Origin of the sequence: Pseudomonas sp. MWU12-2029, assembly GCF_023242425.1 — a bacterium.
Taxonomy (GTDB): Bacteria; Pseudomonadota; Gammaproteobacteria; order Pseudomonadales; family Pseudomonadaceae; genus Aquipseudomonas; species Aquipseudomonas kribbensis.
In genome coordinates, this window is record NZ_JALJDY010000009.1 from 1 (window position 1) to 17,544 (window position 17,544).

Genomic DNA, 17,544 nt, shown 5'->3' on the forward strand with positions numbered 1-17,544 from the left:
CGTTTTTCTTGCAGAACCTGTCGTTTACCCAGCAAACGCGGGATACGACGAGCCACCAAAGGCACACGCAGTATTAAAAGCGCTACACCTATAAAGGCATAAACCGCCCACTCCTTAAGATCGGCACGCACAATCCACAGCATATGCAGCAATCCAAACCCAAGTATCACATACGCCAGGCGATGCAATTTCTTCCAGCGCCCACCCAATCGACGCTGACTATAACGATTGGACGTCACCGCCAATGCCAGCAACCCCAGAAACCCCAGCGTGCCGACAATAATGTACGGACGTTTGCGTAACTCAACGCCCAGTTGCGACCAGTCGAAACCCAAGATGAATGCCATATAGCTGCATAAATGCAGAACCACATACGCAAAACACCAGAGCCCCAACTGCCGGCGCACAGCGATCCACCCTGCCCACCCCGTAAGCTTCTGCAGGGGCGTCATGCTCAAAGTAATCAACAGCAATACCAGCGTGCCAAGCCCAAGCCGATCGACCAGCACTTTTCCGGGATCCGGCCCAAGCAGATCCTCAAAGGCCTGATAGAACCACCACAACGGCCAGATAGCCGCCGCAATAAAAACGCTCACACGCCAGAACGGATATCGCATCAGTAATTCTTCCGCAGATCGAGCCCTGTATATAAAGAAGCGACTTCGTCCGAGTAGCCGTTGAACATCTGCGTATCACGCACATTCGGCTTGAACAGACTATTGGGAAGACGCCGCTCCCGAGCCTGAGTCCAGCGAGGATGATCAACCGTCGGGTTCACGTTCGCATAGAAGCCGTATTCATCCGCCGCAATGCTCTGCCAGGTCGTCTTCGGCTGTTCACTGACCAGACTGATACGCACGATGGATTTGACACTCTTGAAGCCATACTTCCACGGCACCACCAGACGCAACGGCGCGCCGTTCTGATTCGGCAATTCCCGGCCGTACATCCCGACGGCCAGGATCGCCAACGGATTCATTGCCTCATCCAGACGCAGGCCTTCTACATAAGGCCAGTCGATCAGGGCAAATCCTGAACGCTGTCCCGGCATGCTCTTGGGATCCTGCAATGTTTCAAAACGGATGTATTTGGCGTTGGACGTTGGCTCGACCTGCTTGAGCAGCGCCGAAACGGGAAAGCCGATCCAGGGAATGACCATCGACCACGCTTCAACGCAACGCAGGCGATAGATGCGCTCCTCCAACTGGTAAGGTTTCATGAAGTCTTCCAGTGCATAGCGCCCCGGCTTACCCACCTCCCCGTCCACCACCACACTCCACGGTTCGGTCTTCAGCGATCCGGCATTTGCCGCCGGGTCACCCTTGTCGGTACCGAACTCATAGAAGTTGTTGTAGTGGGTCGCGTCCTTATAGGGCGTGATCGCCTCATCCTTGACGTTCACGGCCCCCCATTTAATAGAAGTATGCTTCTCGGCAAACCAGGCGGGCGCATTTCCGGGCTCGACATCGGCATAACGAGCGGCCTCTTCGGCACTAGCCCAACGCGGCAGACTGCTCATGGCCAGACCGGCCGCCGTAGCACCGAGCAATTGCCGGCGAGAGAGATAAATGGATTCAGGCGTGACGTCCGACTCGTGGCAGTCGGACGCTTTGGGGATTTTGATCAGCATGACAACTCCGCAGTTTTGGAGGACAGATGCACCCATAGACTGCGGAGTATGAGGGAAATTACATCACTCGACGTTTTTGTGGCGACGAAGATGCAACAGGTACTGCACCGGGCCCGAAGCCGCATAGGCGAGGAACACCAGCAGCAGGATACGTGGAGGATCACTGAACACCACGGCGAACACCAGCACCACCGCCAGGATCGCAACAAATGGCACGCGCCCCTTCAGATCCAGCTCCTTGAAGCTGTTGTACTTGATGTTGCTGACCATCAGCATGCCGGCAGCCGCCACCATCAGCGCAACCAGGAACGACATCTTCGAACCCTGGATTCCGTAGTCGCTGAATGCCCAGACAATCCCCGCCACCACACCGGCAGCAGCCGGGCTGGCCAGGCCGATGAAGTAGCGCTTGTCGGCAGTGCCGACCTGAGTGTTGAAGCGCGCCAGACGCAACGCCGCACCCGCCACATAGATGAAGGCGACCATCCAGCCGACCTTGCCCATGTCACCCAGGGCCCAACCGAATGCCAGCAATGCCGGCGCGACGCCAAAGGCAACCATGTCCGACAGCGAGTCGTACTCGGCACCGAATGCACTTTGCGTGTTGGTCATGCGTGCCACGCGGCCGTCGAGACCATCGAGCACCATGGCGACGAAGATCGCGATGGCCGCGAAGGCGAAGTACTTGCTCGCATTCGCCGAGTCACCGGCGCTCAAGGCAGCCTGGGCACTCATCGAATTGATGATGGAATAGAACCCCGCGAACAGGTTCGCAGTGGTGAACAGATTCGGCAGCAGATAGATACCACGATGCCGGACTTTACGACCTTCTGCGTCATGCCCTTCTTCGACATGTTCATCGATGGGCAGCAGGCTTTCGGCGTCTGAAGCCTGGTTCGGCTCTTCGGGACGTTCGCTCATGGACATTACCTTGCAACGGATTGGACATTTTCGACAGGTGTCTGGGACGACGGTTCGGCCACAAACGATGCAGCTTTATACCAGAACCGCCCGCCCATACGAAAAAACGCGGCCGAGGCCGCGTTTTTTCTTACAAGAGTCGAAGACTTAGTTTTTGGCTTTGTCGACGATCTTGTTGGCACCGATCCACGGCATCATGGAGCGCAGTTGCTCGCCGATGATTTCGATACCGTGAGCGGCGTTGTTACGACGCTTGGCGGTCATCGAAGGGTAGCCGGTTGCGCCTTCGCTGATGAACATTTTGGCGTATTCGCCGTCCTGAATACGTTTCAGGGCGTTGCGCATGGCCTGACGGGATTCGGCGTTGATCACTTCCGGACCGGTCACGTACTCGCCGTATTCAGCGTTGTTGGAGATCGAGTAGTTCATGTTGGCGATACCGCCTTCGTACATGAGGTCAACGATCAGTTTCAGTTCGTGCAGGCACTCGAAGTAGGCCATTTCCGGCGCGTAGCCAGCTTCAACCAGAGTTTCGAAACCGGCTTTTACCAGTTCAACGGTACCGCCGCACAGAACGGCTTGTTCGCCGAACAGGTCGGTTTCGGTCTCGTCCTTGAAGGTGGTTTCGATGATGCCGGTACGACCGCCACCCACGCCGGCGGCGTAGGACAGCGCAACGTTCTTGGCGTTGCCCGAAGCGTCCTGATAGATCGCGATCAGGTCAGGGATACCGCCGCCTTTCACGAATTCGGAACGTACGGTGTGGCCCGGTGCTTTCGGCGCGATCATGATCACGTCGAGGTCGGCACGCGGAACAACCTGGTTGTAGTGGATCGCGAAGCCGTGGGAGAAGGCCAGAGTGGCGCCTTTCTTGATGTTCGGCTCGATTTCGTTCTTGTACAGCTGGGACTGGAACTCGTCCGGGGTCAGGATCATGACCAGGTCGGCGCCGGCAACAGCGGCAGCCACGTCGGTCACTTTCAGGCCGTGGGCTTCTGCCTTGGCAACGGTGGCCGAACCTTTACGCAGACCAACGGTAACGTCGACACCGGAGTCTTTCAGGTTGCACGCTTGAGCGTGGCCCTGGGAGCCGTAACCGATGATGGCAACTTTCTTGCCCTGGATGATCGACAGGTCGCAGTCTTTATCGTAGAAAACTTTCATGAATTTCCCCTTTATATCCAGGCCGTTCAGGCCAATCGCTAATTTGGTTTAGATGCTGAGTACTTTGTCGCCGCGGGCAATACCGGTGACGCCACTACGGACGGTTTCCAGAATCGATGCGGTGCCGATGGACTGAATGAAGCTGTCGAGCTTGTCGCTGGTACCGGTCAGTTGAACGGTATACACGCTGGCGCTGACGTCGACGATCTGTCCACGGTAGATATCGGTGGTGCGTTTGATCTCGGCGCGCTGGGCACCAGTGGCCTTGACCTTGACCAGCATCAGTTCGCGCTCGATGTGAGCACTTTCCGACAGGTCCACCAGCTTGACCACTTCGATCAGCTTGTTCAGGTTTTTGGTGATCTGCTCGATGATTTCATCGTGGCCGACAGTGGTCAGCGTCAGACGCGACAGGGTCGGGTCTTCGGTTGGCGCCACGGTCAGGCTTTCGATGTTGTAGTTGCGCTGCGAGAACAGGCCGACTACGCGAGACAAAGCACCGGGTTCGTTTTCCAGAAGCAAGGAAATAATGTGCCGCATGATTAGGTACGCTCCGTCTTGCTCAGCCACATATCGCGCATCGAGCCGTCTTTGATCTGCATCGGGTAGACGTGCTCGCTGGTGTCGACCGAAATATCGATCACGACCAGGCGATCCTTCAGGGCGAACGCTTCTTCCATCTTCGACTTCAAATCTTTCGATTCGGTGATGCGCACGCCGACGTGGCCATAGGCCTCGGCCAGCTTGACGAAATCAGGCAGCGATTCCATGTACGAATGCGAGTGACGGCTGCCGTAGCTCATGTCCTGCCACTGACGAACCATGCCCAATACACCGTTGTTCAAGATCACGATCTTGACCGGCAAACCGTATTGCAGGCAGGTCGACAGCTCCTGGATGTTCATCTGGATGCTGCCTTCACCGGTGACGCACGCAACGTCCGACTCAGGGAAGCTCAAGGCGATACCCATCGCGGCCGGCAGACCAAAGCCCATCGTGCCCAGGCCACCGGAGTTGATCCAGCGGTTCGGCTTGTTGAACTTGTAGTACTGCGCAGCAAACATCTGGTGCTGGCCCACGTCGGAGGTCACAAAGGCGTCGCCCTTGGTCACTTCACACAGGGTTTCGATTACGGTCTGTGGCTTGATCTTGCTGCCATCGCCCTTGTCATAAGGGAACAGACCGCGATCACCGCGCCATTCATCAACCTGCTTCCACCAGCTGGTGACCGCTTCCTTGTTCGGGGTTTCGCCGATTTCCTTGAGGATCGCGACCATTTCGGTCAGGACGCTTTCCACCGGACCAACGATTGGCACGTCGGCCTTGATGGTCTTGGAAATCGACGCCGGGTCGATGTCGATGTGGATGATCTTGGCGTTCGGGCAGAACTTCGGCGCGCCGTTGATCACACGATCGTCGAAACGCGCACCGACCGCCAGGATCACGTCGGCATGGTGCATCGCCAGGTTGGCGGTGTAGCTGCCGTGCATGCCGAGCATGCCGATGAACTGACGATCAGTGCCAGGGTAGCCACCCAGGCCCATCAAGGTGTTGGTAACCGGCAGGTTGAGCATTTGCGCCAGTTCGGTCAGCGGCGCGGAGCCGTTGCCGAGGATCACGCCACCGCCGGAGTACAGCACGGGACGCTTGGCCGCCAGGAGCATTTCTGCCGCCTTGCGGATTTGCCCGGAATGACCGCGAACGGCCGGGCTGTAGGAACGCAGTTTGGCTTTCTTCGGGAAGATGTATTCGAACTTCTCGGCCGGGTTGGTCATGTCTTTCGGGATATCGACCACGACCGGGCCCGGACGACCGGATTGCGCCAGGTAGAAGGCCTTCTTCATGACTTCCGGGATTTCCGAAGCGTGCTTGATCATGAAGCTGTGCTTCACGATCGGCCGGGAGATACCGATCATGTCGGTTTCCTGGAACGCGTCGGTGCCGACCATGGTGCTTGGCACCTGACCGGAAATGATCACCATTGGAATCGAGTCCATGTAGGCTGTGGCAATACCGGTGATGGCGTTTGTGGCGCCTGGACCGGAAGTCACCAATACCACGCCGGCTTTACCGGTGGCACGGGCGTAGCCGTCAGCCATATGGGTAGCCGCTTGTTCGTGACGAACCAGGATGTGGGTCACTTCCGGTTCTTTGAACAGGGCATCGTAAACATGAAGGAGAGCACCACCCGGGTACCCGTAGATATATTTGACGCCTTCGTCACGCAAGAAGCGGACGAGCATCTCACCGCCAGATAAAAGCTCCACGTTGTTCACCTCTAAAACGCCAGAATACCGTCCACAAAAAAGGCGAACGGGTCTTAATAGGTTTACTTCTCGGCAGAGCATGAGCGACGGTGGTCGCCGACTACGTCAGCACTGACTGAGCAAGTATTGGGATCGTCCCAAGTGTTGCGGGCCTTTCCCACCCAGCGCGAGGTAACGCGTTGCGGGTGTAACAGGTCGACGCGGATATGCGCCTCATGATCTGCCGAGAGGGTCTGCTTCTGGCAGTCCCTGTACAGCGGACTTTGGATTCTTCTGTTTCGCCCTCTCCAAGTCAAGCCGTCAATGTGCTTAATTGTGGGTAAGCACATGAGAACGCAAGAAAAAACCTGAAAAGCGCTACTCTGTTAGCGTCAATTGCGCAATTTTGCCAAGGAATCAGCATGCGAACGCTCCTCGTCATACTGCTGATCGGCCTCAGCCCCTGGTGCATGGCCGGTCAGATCTACAAATGGGTCGATGCCCAAGGCGTCACACACTTCGATGCGCAGCCGCCGCAGGGGCAATCGGCGACCACCCTGCAAACGCCGCCCTCGCCCTCTCCGCGCCCGACTGCGATGCCCGGCAGCGGCGCGCTGGGCGATCAGAAAGCCATCGACGACAAGGTCAGGAAACAGGTCGCCGAGCAACAGGCTCAGCTCAAGACCTTCTGTGAACAGGCACGCACGAACCTGGCGCAGCTGCAGAACAATCCGCGCCTGAGGGAAGAGACCGAGGGGGAGTTGCGTCGACTGAGCGATACGCAACGTCAGGAGCGTATCGCAGAGACGCAGAAACAGATTGCCGAAAACTGCCAGTGATCACTGGCAGTCGGCTGTTCAGCGCGAAGCAGTGATCAGCAGGTCGAACTCTTTGAGCAACACCTGCAACTGCCGGTCCTTGCCCTGCAGGTTGCGCTGGGCGAAGACCATTTCGGCCATTTCCTGAATGCCCGAGGCGTTGGGCAATGGCAGGTTCTGTTCGAGGATCATCTTCATCCGCGGCAGGAAGATCCATTGCAGCCACTGTTCGAAATCGAGGGTGTCGACCGAAAAAGGCTCGACACTGCTCAAGGCTTCAGCCGAAGGCTGGACATCATCCCACCATCCCTGGGCACGCAGTTCGCGCTCGATCAACAACAGTTGATCGGCGACTTTCGAGAAGCGCGCGTCCATCACAGCGAAACCTTGGCCTTCTGACGGGCCAGTGCGGCGCCGGCGGAATCACCTTGTTTCTCACGCGCCTGAGCGATCAGTTCCCACAGGCTTGCCTGCAAGTCCGGACGACCATTGGCCATGGTCAACGCGCGGCGGGCGGTTTGCTCGGCTTGCGGGGCATCGCCCTGGGCCATGCGCACTTGTGCCAGACGGTAAAGCACTTGCGGCTCACGCGGAGCTACGCGTTGAGCACGCTCAAGGCTGGAGGACGCGCCGTTGAGGTCGCCGCCGGCCTGCTGTTGCTGCGCCGTGCTCAGCAAGGCGAGCACCGGCCCGTCCAGTTGCTCGTCGGCAGACAGACCACCGCCGCTGCTGGCCGAAGGAATGCCGCTCGGCGTCGAAGGCATGCTGTAGCTGCCGGAGCTGATCGGTGCCGATTCGACCGGCGAAGGGTTGTACGGCCCTGCGGTGATACCGCCGGACGCCGGGCCCGGCACGATCGGTGAGCTGCTGATCGGTGTCGAAGCCGCAGCGCCACCAGGAACCATGACCACTACACCGGTATCGCCTTGCGGGATGGCCTGCGATTGCGCCTGACCCTGCACAGGTCGTTTCACCGTCGTCTTGCGGAAGCCGCCGTTGGCCGAAAGACGCTCGCTGTTGGACACGGTGGTGCCGGAATCCACAACCGGAATCGAACCACGCTGTACGGTGGAGCAGCCGCTGAGCAAAGCCACGGCGGTCACCGCTGGAATCAACCACTTGTTCACTTGAAACCCTCTTCGCTTAATTCATCCAGCCCTTGACCCAATCCATCACCGACTCGCTCGAGGCCGGGCTTTCGCCCGCGCAGGAGGCGCCGGGTGGCGGTTCGCTGCCGCGAATATACGGCATCTGCACGGCGCCCGGACAGTTGGCATCAGAGCCCTGGCCGGTACGCGAATCAACCCACGCCTGTACCACGTTGTCCGGCTGCGGCATTTCCAGTGGCAGCGGGTCGGCCTTGCGCATAAAGCTGGTCCAGACCTGCAACGCACCGGTTGCACCGGTGAACGGCGTCTTGCCGTTATCGTCGCGTCCGAGCCAGACCACGGCCAGCAGATCCTGGCTGAAACCGGCGAACCAGCTGTCGCGCGAATCGTTACTGGTACCGGTCTTGCCGGCCAGTGTCAGGGTCTTGGGCAATACGTTGTAAACCGAGCTGCCGGTACCTTCACGCATGACGCGCTGCATGGCGTTCTGGATCAGGTAGATCGAGGCCGGATCAAAACGTTGCTCGATCTGGAACGGATAACGCTTGAGCGGCTCGCCCTCGGCGGTCAGCACGCTGCGAATCCCGCGCATCGGCGTATTGAAGCCACCGTTGGCGAGGGTCTGGTACATGGTCGCGACTTCGATCGGCGTCATGCCACCGGCACCCAGCAACATCGACGGGAACGCCGGGAATTCACGGGTCACACCCAGGCGCCCGATGGTCTTGAGGACATTCGGAACACCCACCGCCAGCCCGAGACGCGAGGTCGACAGGTTGTAGGAATGCGCCAGCCCTTGATAGAGGAACACCGTACCGTGGGAGCGACGATCATAGTTCTGCGGTTTCCAGACCTGACCGTCCGCGCCCTTGATGGAAAGCGGATCATCCGACAGCCAACTGGTCAGCGTGTACTGGCTCGGTTTTTCCAGTGCGGTCAGATAAACCGCAGGCTTGACCAGAGAACCAATCGGTCGCACCGCATCCAGTGCCCGGTTGAACCCGGCGTAACTGGCCTGACGGCTGCCGATCATCGCCTGGACTTCACCGGTTTCCGGATTGGTCACGACCATCGCCGCTTCCACATCGTCGGCACCTTTGCGCCCGGACAGACGCTTGAAGGTGTCATTGACCGAAGCTTCGGCTTTCATCTGCAGGATCGGGTCGAAACTGGTGAAGATCCGCAGGCCTTCTTCAGTCAAGTCTTCGTCGCGGTAGTCTTCTCGTAACTGGCGTTTGACCAGATCGATGAAGCCCGGGAACGAACTGTCGGCCAGCTTGCCGCGCGAGGTCACGCCCAGCGGCATTTTCTTCGCGGCTTCGACCTGCTCGGCGGTGGCGACACCCTGTTGCTCAAGCACGTCGAGCACCAGGTTACGTCGCTCCAGCGCCCGCTCCGGGTTGCGTCGCGGATTGTAATAGGAAGGCCCTTTGACCATGCCGACCAATAGCGCGACCTGATGCAGTTTCAGCTCGGACAATGGCTGGCCGAAGAAGAACTGGCTGGCCAGACCGAAACCGTGCACCGCACGCTGGCCATCCTGACCGACGAAGACTTCATTGAGGTAAGCCTCAAGAATTTCCTTCTTGTCGTAATGCAGCTCAAGCAGCATCGCCATCATCGCTTCGGTGAGCTTGCGGGTCAGGCTGCGTTCGTTGGTGAGGTAGAAGTTCTTGACCAGTTGCTGGGTCAGCGTACTGCCGCCCTGGGTCATCTTGCCGCCGGATGTGTTGACCCAGATCGCCCGGGCAATCGACTTCGGCGACACGCCCCAGTGACTGTAGTAATCGCGGTCTTCCACGGCGACCAGGGTTTCCAGCAGGTACGGCGGCACCTGATCGAGCTTGATCAGAATCCGGTCTTCAAGGTTTTTCGGGTAGATCCCGCCGATCAGCAGCGGCTCCAGACGCACCACCGACAGCTTCGAACCGTTCGTCGCCGAGAGCTCGGCCACGTAGTCGCCAGAGAAGCGCACGCGCACCGGCTGCGGTTTCTCCAGGCCTTCATAGAACTGGAAACCACGGGTGTTCAGATCGACGGTATTGCCGTTGACGGCTGCAGCGCCGGGGCCGTTGCTCACGGCTTCGCGGCGATAACCCAGGGCATCGAGTTCGGTAAGGAAATCGTCCTTGCTCAGCTTCTGTCCGACGAACAGCTCGAGCGGCCGCGCGTATACCTTGGCCGGGATGGTCCAGCGCTTGCCGGAGAACTTCTCCTGCACCACGGCATCGAGGTAAACGGCGAATCCGGCCAGCACCACAAGGCCGACCAGACTGAGTTTCAGGGCCCAGCCCAACCATGGGCGCAGGCCCCGGGAAGGTGGTTTTTTAGGAGTGCGGGGGGATCGAGTACGAGTCATGGCGGCGGATTATACGCACTTTATTCATACTCAACAGGAGCGCTCCGAGGTTTGCGTCGGGCTGGCGAGCGGCCATAATGGCGGCCTCGAATTTCCCCAGTCTCTGAAGGATCGCCTGTGAGCCAGTCCCTGATCGCCGCCCTGCAAAACCCTGCCCTGTTTGCGCACCCTGTCGAAGGGTTTCAGGTCATCGAAACCCATATCTCGTGGGTCCTGCTCACCGGCCCTTACGCTTATAAAGTGAAGAAGCCGGTGAACTTCGGCTTTCTCGACTTCACCAGCCTCGAATCCCGCGAGCACTTCTGTGGTGAAGAGCTGCGCCTCAACCAGCGCCTGACCGAAGATTTGTATCTGGAAGTGATTCCGGTCACCGGCACTGTCGAAGCCCCGCAACTGGGTGGCGAAGGCCCGGCCATCGAATACGTGCTGAAAATGCGTCAGTTCCCGCAGACCGGTCTGCTGAGCACCCTGCAGGCCAACGGAGAGCTGACCACTACGCACATCGACGAAATGGCCGAGCAGATTGCCCGTTTCCACCTCAGCGCGCCGAAAGTCCCGGCCGAGCACGATGCCGGTACTCCGGAAAGCGTGATGGCGCCGGTTCGCCAGAACTTCGAACAGATCCTGCCGTTCCTCAGCGACAAAGCCGACCTGCTGCAACTGGATGCCCTGCAAGCCTGGGCCGAAAGCAGCTTCGAACGTTTGAAGCCGCTGTTCGCCCAGCGCAAGGCCGAAGGCTTCACCCGCGAATGCCACGGTGACATTCACCTGGGCAACGCCACGCTGATCGACGGCAAAGTGGTGATCTTCGACTGCATCGAATTCAACGAGCCGTTCCGCTTCACTGACGTCTGGGCCGACACCGGTTTCCTGGCGATGGACCTGGAAGACCGCGGTCTGAAATCCCTGGCCCGGCGTTTCATCAGCCAGTACCTGGAGCTGACCGGCGATTATCAGGGCCTGGAAGTGTTGAACTTCTACAAGGCTTACCGTGCACTGGTGCGTGCAAAGGTTGCACTGTTCAGCATGCCTGCCGACGCAACACCGGTGCAGCGCGCCACCACCCTGCGCCAGTACCGCAACTACGCCAACCTGGCAGAAAGCTACAGCACCATTCCTTCGCGTTTCATGGCGATCACCCACGGCGTATCCGCGGTAGGCAAAAGCCACGTGGCCATGCGTCTGGTCGAGGCGCTGGGCGCGATTCGCCTGCGTTCCGATGTCGAGCGCAAACGTCTGTTCGGCGAACAAACCGTCGCCAATGATGTTCAGGCCGGTATTTACAGCGCCGATGCCAGCACCGCCACCTATGCTCGCCTGCATGAAATCGCCGAAGTGATCCTGCACGCCGGCTTCCCGGTGGTGATCGATGCCACTTACCTCAAGCGCGAACAACGTGACAGTGCAGCCAAGGTTGCCGAGGCCACCGGCACGCCGTTCCTGATCCTCGACTGCAACGCGCCGCAAGCAGTGATCGAGAGCTGGCTGGCGATTCGTCAGGCAGACAAGAAGGATCCGTCCGACGCCACACTGGCCGTGATCGAAGCCCAGCAGGCCAATCGTGAAGCCCTGACCCCGGATGAAATCCTGCGCAGCAAACGCGTGCAGACCAACGAATCCGGCACCCTGGATACCGTCGTGGCGCAAATCCGCCAGCGCCTGCCAGGTCTGTAAGAAACTATTTCGGCCGTGAAGCCCTCGCTCGCTTCACGGCCGTCAAATAGTGGCACTATACTGGCGTCATAAAACCAACAGGTGATCTGACATGAGCCAGCCGAAACTTCTCGACACCCCGCTTTATGCCTTGCTGCACAAAGACGACATAACCGGTTTCAACAAAGAACGTCCGAAAGACGGCCCGATCGATATGGTCGGCGGTGATTTTCGCGGCCTCGACCTGCGTGAACTGAACGCCGATGGCGTGGATTTCCGGGACGCCTACTTCCGTTCCGCTGATCTGCGCGGCATCGACTTTCGCAATGCATCCCTGGAAGGCGCAAGCCTGGCCCACGCGCAGATTTCCGGTGCTTACTTCCCGCCGGAGCTGAGTGCAGACGAAATTCTGATGTCGATGAATTTCGGTACCCGCCTGCGCTATCGCACCCGCTGAGCCACCCAAAGGCTAACCCGTCCAGCGCCCCCGCTTTGCGCTGGACTGCGTGCTATTCGTGCTTTCCCGCGCCCTCCCCATCCTGATCCTTCAGTGAAAACCTGACCTTTCTTAGAAGCTTTTGCGTCGAATCCGACCAAACAACCACGCTTTTCCTACTGATGGCTACACTCCTGAGATGATCGCCCACGCACCATTCGGCCGTCGCAAGGAGGCTTGATGAATGATGAACTGCAACACCTGAAGAATCTTGGCAAGACGTCGGCGCAATGGCTGCATGCCGTGGGCATCCACAGCGCCTCGGATCTGCGTCGCCTGGGCGCCGTGGATGCCTATCGGGCCGTGCGCACGCGCGGGTTCCGGGCGTCGAAGGTGTTGTTGTATGCGATCGAAGGGGCGTTGATGGATGTGCACTGGAACGACATTCCCGCCGAACGCAAGGACGCTCTGAACAAACAGCTCGAAGCCATTTCCTCTCGCCACAAGAACTGACGGGCACCCACCTTCATGTATCTGCTCGGGGAACAATCGGCGCCGGCCGAAGCAATGATCAACCGTTTGCAGAACCTGCCCGGTCAATTTCTGCGGGACCTTGCACCGTGCGGGCCCGTGCTGGAGCTGGAAGCCACGGATGATCTGATGGCACGGTTGCCGGGCGATCAACTGTTTCTACTGATGGACGGCGTCATCAATGGCCGCTTCGGAGGTCGAGCGCTGTTCTATTGGCAAGAAGGTGATCTGATTGGCCTGCAGCAGGGTCCTGACTGGGCGGATTGCATTCTTTGCTCCGACGGTCCGTTGAGTCTGCTGCCCTTCCGTCGACACGATTTGTTCCAGCATGTGTATTCAGAGCCCGCGCGCTCGGAGCAGTTTCTGCACTATCTGTTGGGCCAGATGGCGCTGCTGGCCCATGCGATTGGCGAACTGAAGCCACGGGAGTTTCGCAGCACCAATGGCTTTAAACGGGTCGAGGCCGGAGAAGTGTTGATCCGCGAAGGCGATCCCGCCGATCACGTGTTCGTGATAATCGAAGGACATGCACAAGCGTTCGTCGACGGGCACAAGGTTGGTGAAGTGCCCAGGGACGAGATTTTCGGCGCCATGGCGATATTCACCGGTGAACCCCGCAACGCAACCGTCGTTACCTGCGAACCGAGCACAGTGATGCTGATTCCCGGCGATCAGTTTCTGAGCATGACCCGCAGCAACCCGAAAATCGCCCACAGCCTGATCGAAAGCATGGCGCGGCGCATCGACCAGCTCAACAAGCAGCTCACGGCACTTGACCGTCCAAGCTGAAGCCCAGTTTTTTCGGGGCTTTTCAGCCATTCCCCAAACAAAACCGAAGAAATGGAAAAACACTCGTTGACTTGTTAATGAGAATCGCTATGATTATCACAACTGGTCGCGAGATCAGTCGATATTCTGAAAAGCCCTTGGTTCGGACTCTCAGATTATCTCCTCATCAGGCTAATCACGGTTATTTGACCCGGTTTTTCCGGGTCTTTTTTTGCCTGCAAGAAAGTCATTGGCCGAACTGTTTGCGCATCTCGGCACAGTAATCCGGTTTCGGCGTAGCCGGTGTGAACCAGACATAATCGGCCATGGCCGCCGTAACCTCGCTGCCCTGCTCCGCAAGCATCAACACCGTCGGTGTTTCGGGTGCGCCCAGATCCAGCACATGCAGCGGCACACCCACATCCTTGCGCGCATGGAACGCACCAGCGAACAACAACGCCGGCGCAGGCGCCGCCAACAACCTTGTCGCCATCCGCCGATCCCGTTGCTGCTGCACCGCCAGCATCGCCGGCATCTGCGACTGAGGCAGCAAGCCACAGTGCGAATCACTGATCTGCCCGGCCAATTCGTTTTTCACCGACTGGGCGTTACTGCGTTCCCCTTGCAGAACCGGAGGCTGGCGATAGAACGCACGAATTTCACTGTTATCAACATTGGCCGCCAGCAGCGGATACGGTTGCGTGAAAGCAAACCGGACAATCGGCCCGTAGAGATTCCAGTCCCAACCCTCCTGCCACGCCAGCTCGACCGGAAGATCAGCGGGAGGCTTTGGTGCACGCCGCACACCATCAACCCGCGATTGTTGATCGGGGGTCAGCATTTCCAGCAAGAGGCTACCCTGAGGGCGCTTTTCGCCCAGACTCTGCAGCAGCCACAATTGCACGGCATGGTGATCGGCGTTGTCGTGCTGCTCACCCACGATCACCCGCGCCGGCTCACCCAGACGCGTCAGCAATTCTTGCGGGGTAATCAGCGTTCCGCTGCGCAGGTCGCGAATCTCGCCAGTGACCGGTGGCGGAGCGACATGTTGGCAACCGCCAAGCAACAACAACGCAAACAGCAAAATCCCACGCATGCTTTCACCTCGATGACGAAATCAGCGGGCGATGATCAGCGGATGCCCGCGCTCCGGGTGTGACTGCACCAAAACCTCCAGACCGAATACGGCCTGGAGCGATTCCGGCCGCAACACTTGCTGCGGCGTGTCCAGCGCCACCGGACGTCCACCCTCAAGCAACAAGATGCGATCACAATAGCGCGCCGCCAGGTTCAGATCATGCAGGATCACCATCACGGCAGCGCCGCGATCGGCAAACTCGCGCACGGCTTGCAGCGTAGTGTGTTGATGCAAAGGATCGAGCATCGAAGTCGGCTCATCCAGTAACAGGGTCTGCCCGGCCTGCCCCGGCCACAACTGAGCCAGCACGCGGGCCAGGTGTACCCGCTGGCGCTCGCCACCGGACAAGGCAAGATAACTGCGCCCGCTCAGGTGACCAGCATCCGCAGCCGATAACGCGGCGGCAACAATCTCGTCATCGCGCACGACGCCGGTCTGATAAGGCAAACGCCCCATTCCGACCACCTCTTCGACGCGAAAGGCGAAATCCAGCGTCGATACCTGCGGCAATACCGCCAGCCGCTGCGCACGCTGGGTGCCGCTCCAATGGCCAAGGTTTTCACCGTCGAGAAGAACACTGCCTTCGCTGGCGCTCAGTTCACCGCACAACGCCCCGAGCAACGTGCTCTTGCCGGCACCGTTGGGACCGAGCACGCCGAGCACCTCACCCGGTTCCAATTGCAGACTGACGTCCGCCAGTACCGTCTTGCGGCCACGACGGATGTGCAGATTGTGCGCACGCAACATCAGGCACGTCCTCGCAGCAGCAGATAAAGGAAGAACGGCGCACCGATGAATGCGGTGACGATACCGATCGGCAACTCCGCCGGTGCCAGCGCCAGCCGCGCTACCAGATCCGCCAGCAACAACAGACTGGCCCCAGCCAGCACCGACGCGGGCAACAATACTCGATGATCCGGCCCGGCGAGCAAACGCACCAGATGCGGCACCACCAGCCCGACGAAGCCGATCATCCCCGCTGCCGCCACTGCGGCACCGACACCCAGCGCCGTGCAGAACACCAGCTCACGCTTGAGCCGCTCGACATCGATCCCCAGATGCCCGGCTTCCGATTCCCCAAGCAACAACGCATTCAAAGCCTTCGCCCGGCGCGGAAGCCACAACGCGACGCCGGCGCTGATGATCAGCAGCGGCCACAACCGCGCATAACTCGCACCGTTGAGGCTGCCGAGGTTCCAGAAAGTCAGGGTTCGCAGGGTGGCGTCATCCGCCAGATAGGTAAAAAGTCCCACTGCCGAACTGGCCAGCGCAGTCAGGGCGATGCCCGCCAGCAACATGGTCGCGACATTGGTCTGCCCGTTGCGACGGCCGAGCCGATAGACCAGCGCCGTCACCCCAAGACCGCCGAGAAACGCACACACAGACAGCAGATACGGGCCGAACCACTCCGGCAAACCGCCGAAGAACGAACCGCCGACAATCGCCACCGCCGCGCCTAAAGCAGCGCCACTGGATACGCCAACCAATCCGGGATCGGCCAACGGGTTGCGAAACAGGCCCTGCATCGCCACACCGGATAACGCCAGCACGCCGCCAACGGCCAGCCCGAGCAAGGTCCGCGGCAGGCGAATCTGCCCGAGAATCAGCTCAGCCTGTTCCAGCCCGTCCGGCGCCAGCGGCACGCCGATCAGGCGCAATGCCGCGCGCAAAGTATCGAACAGCGGCAGGCTGACCGGCCCCAGAGCCAGCGACAACCAGATCGCCAACAGGCACAGCAGAATCAGGCCGATGAACAAGCCACGGGGTTTGACCAGCGTGGTCATTGGCCGCTCTGGGTCGGGTAGAAACCGTCAGACAGGGTTTTCAACGCAGCAGGTAAACGCGGCCCGAGACCGCCGACCAGCAGTGTCGGGTCCAGCTCCAGCACTCGTCCGGATTTGGCCGCACGACTGGAATTGAGGATCGGATTTTCCTTGAACAGTGCCGCTTTCGCCGCTTCGCCGGTCAGTGCGCGGTCAGCAAACACCAGCACTTCCGGGTCGAGCCCGGCCAGGGATTCCACGGAAAACGGCTTGTAGCCGGTGTGAGTGGCCAGGTTGTGTCCGCCCGCCTGTTGCAGCATCCAGTCGGCAGCGGTGTCCTTGCCGGCAATCAATGGTTTGCCGCCGGCATGTCCGAGCAGCAACAGCACACCCGGAGCTTTCTGTTTCGACTGCACCGCCACCACGCGCGCCTTCTGTGCATCGAGTTGCTGTTGATAACTTTGCAGCAGCTGAGTCGCCTGAGTCTCGGCGCCCAGCAACCGGCCCAGATGGGTGACGTTCTTTTCCAGCGTCGGAAGGTCCGGCTGAGCGGAGAACAACTCCACCTGCACCTTGGCACTGCGAACCTGTGAAATGACCGGCGGCGGGCCCATTTCTTCGGTGCCGATCAGGATGTCCGGGCGCAGGCTGAGAATGCCTTCCGCCGACAGGCTGCGCTGATAACCGATGCTCGGCAGCGACTTGAGGGACTCGGGATGCTGGCTGGTGGTGTCGACGCCCACCAGTTTCGCCTCGCCGCCCAACGCACTCACCCATTCCGACAACGCACCGCCGGCACTGACCCAGCGTTGCGGCAATTGGGCCGCTGCAGCCTGGTGGCTGACCAAAAGTCCGACACACAGCACGGCAACGCGGGTACTCAGGCGCATAGACAGCTTCCTTTATAGGATTTTCCCGGGCATCGGGGCGGCAGGCCAAGTATCCTCGGCAGCGGCCACCGCGCGGCGGACGAAGGCGGCCATTTGATAATTGTTTGCATTTAAACGT

At 59.5% G+C, this 17,544-nt stretch carries 18 protein-coding genes; 5 read left to right on the plus strand and 13 right to left on the minus strand.

From position 1 onward, the window contains the following. From msrQ to M5B44_RS21350, 6 genes are all read right to left on the minus strand, one after another. Positions 1-617: protein-methionine-sulfoxide reductase heme-binding subunit MsrQ (gene msrQ / locus M5B44_RS21325; RefSeq protein ID WP_248740415.1), on the minus strand; the 617-nt coding region annotated here is incomplete at its 3' end. After that, positions 617-1,630, minus strand: a complete 1,014-nt coding sequence (gene msrP, locus M5B44_RS21330; RefSeq protein ID WP_248740416.1) for a protein-methionine-sulfoxide reductase catalytic subunit MsrP — start codon at positions 1,628-1,630, stop codon at positions 617-619. The genes msrP and msrQ, both read right to left, overlap by 1 nt. 63 nt (positions 1,631-1,693) lie before the next feature. Next, on the minus strand, positions 1,694-2,551 hold the full coding sequence (gene pssA, locus M5B44_RS21335) for a CDP-diacylglycerol--serine O-phosphatidyltransferase (RefSeq protein ID WP_085712132.1): 858 nt from the start codon (positions 2,549-2,551) through the stop codon (positions 1,694-1,696). Positions 2,552-2,698: 147 nt separating this feature from the next. Next, positions 2,699-3,715: a ketol-acid reductoisomerase gene (gene ilvC / locus M5B44_RS21340; RefSeq protein ID WP_007959661.1), complete on the minus strand. Its 1,017-nt coding sequence runs from the start codon at positions 3,713-3,715 to the stop codon at positions 2,699-2,701. 48 nt (positions 3,716-3,763) lie between these two features. Next, positions 3,764-4,255 carry an acetolactate synthase small subunit gene (gene ilvN, locus M5B44_RS21345; RefSeq protein WP_003205610.1) on the minus strand — a complete coding sequence of 164 codons (492 nt, stop codon included), beginning with the start codon at positions 4,253-4,255 and terminating at the stop codon, positions 3,764-3,766. A 2-nt stretch (positions 4,256-4,257) separates the two neighbouring features. Continuing rightward, positions 4,258-5,982 (minus strand): acetolactate synthase 3 large subunit, encoded by a 1,725-nt coding sequence (locus tag M5B44_RS21350; protein ID WP_085712358.1) that lies wholly within the window; start codon positions 5,980-5,982, stop codon positions 4,258-4,260. 401 nt (positions 5,983-6,383) lie between these two features. Between M5B44_RS21350 and M5B44_RS21355 the strand changes: the two genes are divergently transcribed. Beyond that, positions 6,384-6,800: a DUF4124 domain-containing protein gene (locus M5B44_RS21355; RefSeq protein WP_134828123.1), complete on the plus strand. Its 417-nt coding sequence runs from the start codon at positions 6,384-6,386 to the stop codon at positions 6,798-6,800. An 18-nt stretch (positions 6,801-6,818) separates the two neighbouring features. On the opposite strand, the gene M5B44_RS21360 is transcribed toward M5B44_RS21355, so the two are convergent. Genes M5B44_RS21360 through mrcB form a run of 3 tightly spaced genes read right to left on the minus strand, consistent with a single transcriptional unit; the run spans position 6,819 to position 10,247 of the window. Then, on the minus strand, positions 6,819-7,154 hold the full coding sequence (locus M5B44_RS21360) for a YqcC family protein (RefSeq protein WP_096820921.1): 336 nt from the start codon (positions 7,152-7,154) through the stop codon (positions 6,819-6,821). Continuing rightward, positions 7,154-7,906, minus strand: coding sequence for a tetratricopeptide repeat protein (locus M5B44_RS21365; protein WP_085712135.1), 753 nt, complete (start codon positions 7,904-7,906; stop codon positions 7,154-7,156). Before M5B44_RS21365 ends, M5B44_RS21360 begins: the two co-directional genes overlap by 1 nt. A gap of 16 nt (positions 7,907-7,922) precedes the next feature. Next, positions 7,923-10,247, minus strand: coding sequence for a penicillin-binding protein 1B (gene mrcB, locus M5B44_RS21370; protein WP_248740417.1), 2,325 nt, complete (start codon positions 10,245-10,247; stop codon positions 7,923-7,925). A gap of 117 nt (positions 10,248-10,364) precedes the next feature. Here mrcB and M5B44_RS21375 point away from each other — a divergent pair, with 117 nt between their 5' ends. The 4 genes from M5B44_RS21375 to M5B44_RS21390 all read left to right on the plus strand — a co-directional run bounded on the left by M5B44_RS21375 (position 10,365) and on the right by M5B44_RS21390 (position 13,656). Beyond that, positions 10,365-11,921 carry an AAA family ATPase gene (locus M5B44_RS21375; protein ID WP_248740418.1) on the plus strand — a complete coding sequence of 519 codons (1,557 nt, stop codon included), beginning with the start codon at positions 10,365-10,367 and terminating at the stop codon, positions 11,919-11,921. 91 nt (positions 11,922-12,012) lie between these two features. Further along, the gene (locus M5B44_RS21380; RefSeq protein ID WP_085712138.1) at positions 12,013-12,357 is read left to right on the plus strand and encodes a pentapeptide repeat-containing protein; all 345 of its coding nucleotides are present in this window, start codon (positions 12,013-12,015) and stop codon (positions 12,355-12,357) included. A gap of 219 nt (positions 12,358-12,576) precedes the next feature. Next, positions 12,577-12,849 (plus strand): TfoX/Sxy family protein, encoded by a 273-nt coding sequence (locus M5B44_RS21385; RefSeq protein WP_003228231.1) that lies wholly within the window; start codon positions 12,577-12,579, stop codon positions 12,847-12,849. A 15-nt stretch (positions 12,850-12,864) separates the two neighbouring features. After that, positions 12,865-13,656, plus strand: a complete 792-nt coding sequence (locus tag M5B44_RS21390; RefSeq protein ID WP_248740419.1) for a Crp/Fnr family transcriptional regulator — start codon at positions 12,865-12,867, stop codon at positions 13,654-13,656. 226 nt (positions 13,657-13,882) lie between these two features. On the opposite strand, the gene M5B44_RS21395 is transcribed toward M5B44_RS21390, so the two are convergent. The 4 genes from M5B44_RS21395 to M5B44_RS21410 are packed head-to-tail and all read right to left on the minus strand — an operon-like array spanning position 13,883 to position 17,426. Next, positions 13,883-14,731: a ChaN family lipoprotein gene (locus tag M5B44_RS21395; protein ID WP_248740420.1), complete on the minus strand. Its 849-nt coding sequence runs from the start codon at positions 14,729-14,731 to the stop codon at positions 13,883-13,885. A gap of 21 nt (positions 14,732-14,752) precedes the next feature. Beyond that, positions 14,753-15,520, minus strand: coding sequence for a heme ABC transporter ATP-binding protein (locus M5B44_RS21400; RefSeq protein ID WP_248740421.1), 768 nt, complete (start codon positions 15,518-15,520; stop codon positions 14,753-14,755). Next, positions 15,520-16,503, minus strand: coding sequence for a FecCD family ABC transporter permease (locus tag M5B44_RS21405; RefSeq protein ID WP_248740558.1), 984 nt, complete (start codon positions 16,501-16,503; stop codon positions 15,520-15,522). Before M5B44_RS21405 ends, M5B44_RS21400 begins: the two co-directional genes overlap by 1 nt. A gap of 50 nt (positions 16,504-16,553) precedes the next feature. Beyond that, entirely contained in the window at positions 16,554-17,426 is an 873-nt protein-coding gene (locus M5B44_RS21410; RefSeq protein WP_248740422.1) for a heme/hemin ABC transporter substrate-binding protein, read from the minus strand. Positions 17,427-17,544 lie beyond the last annotated feature (118 nt).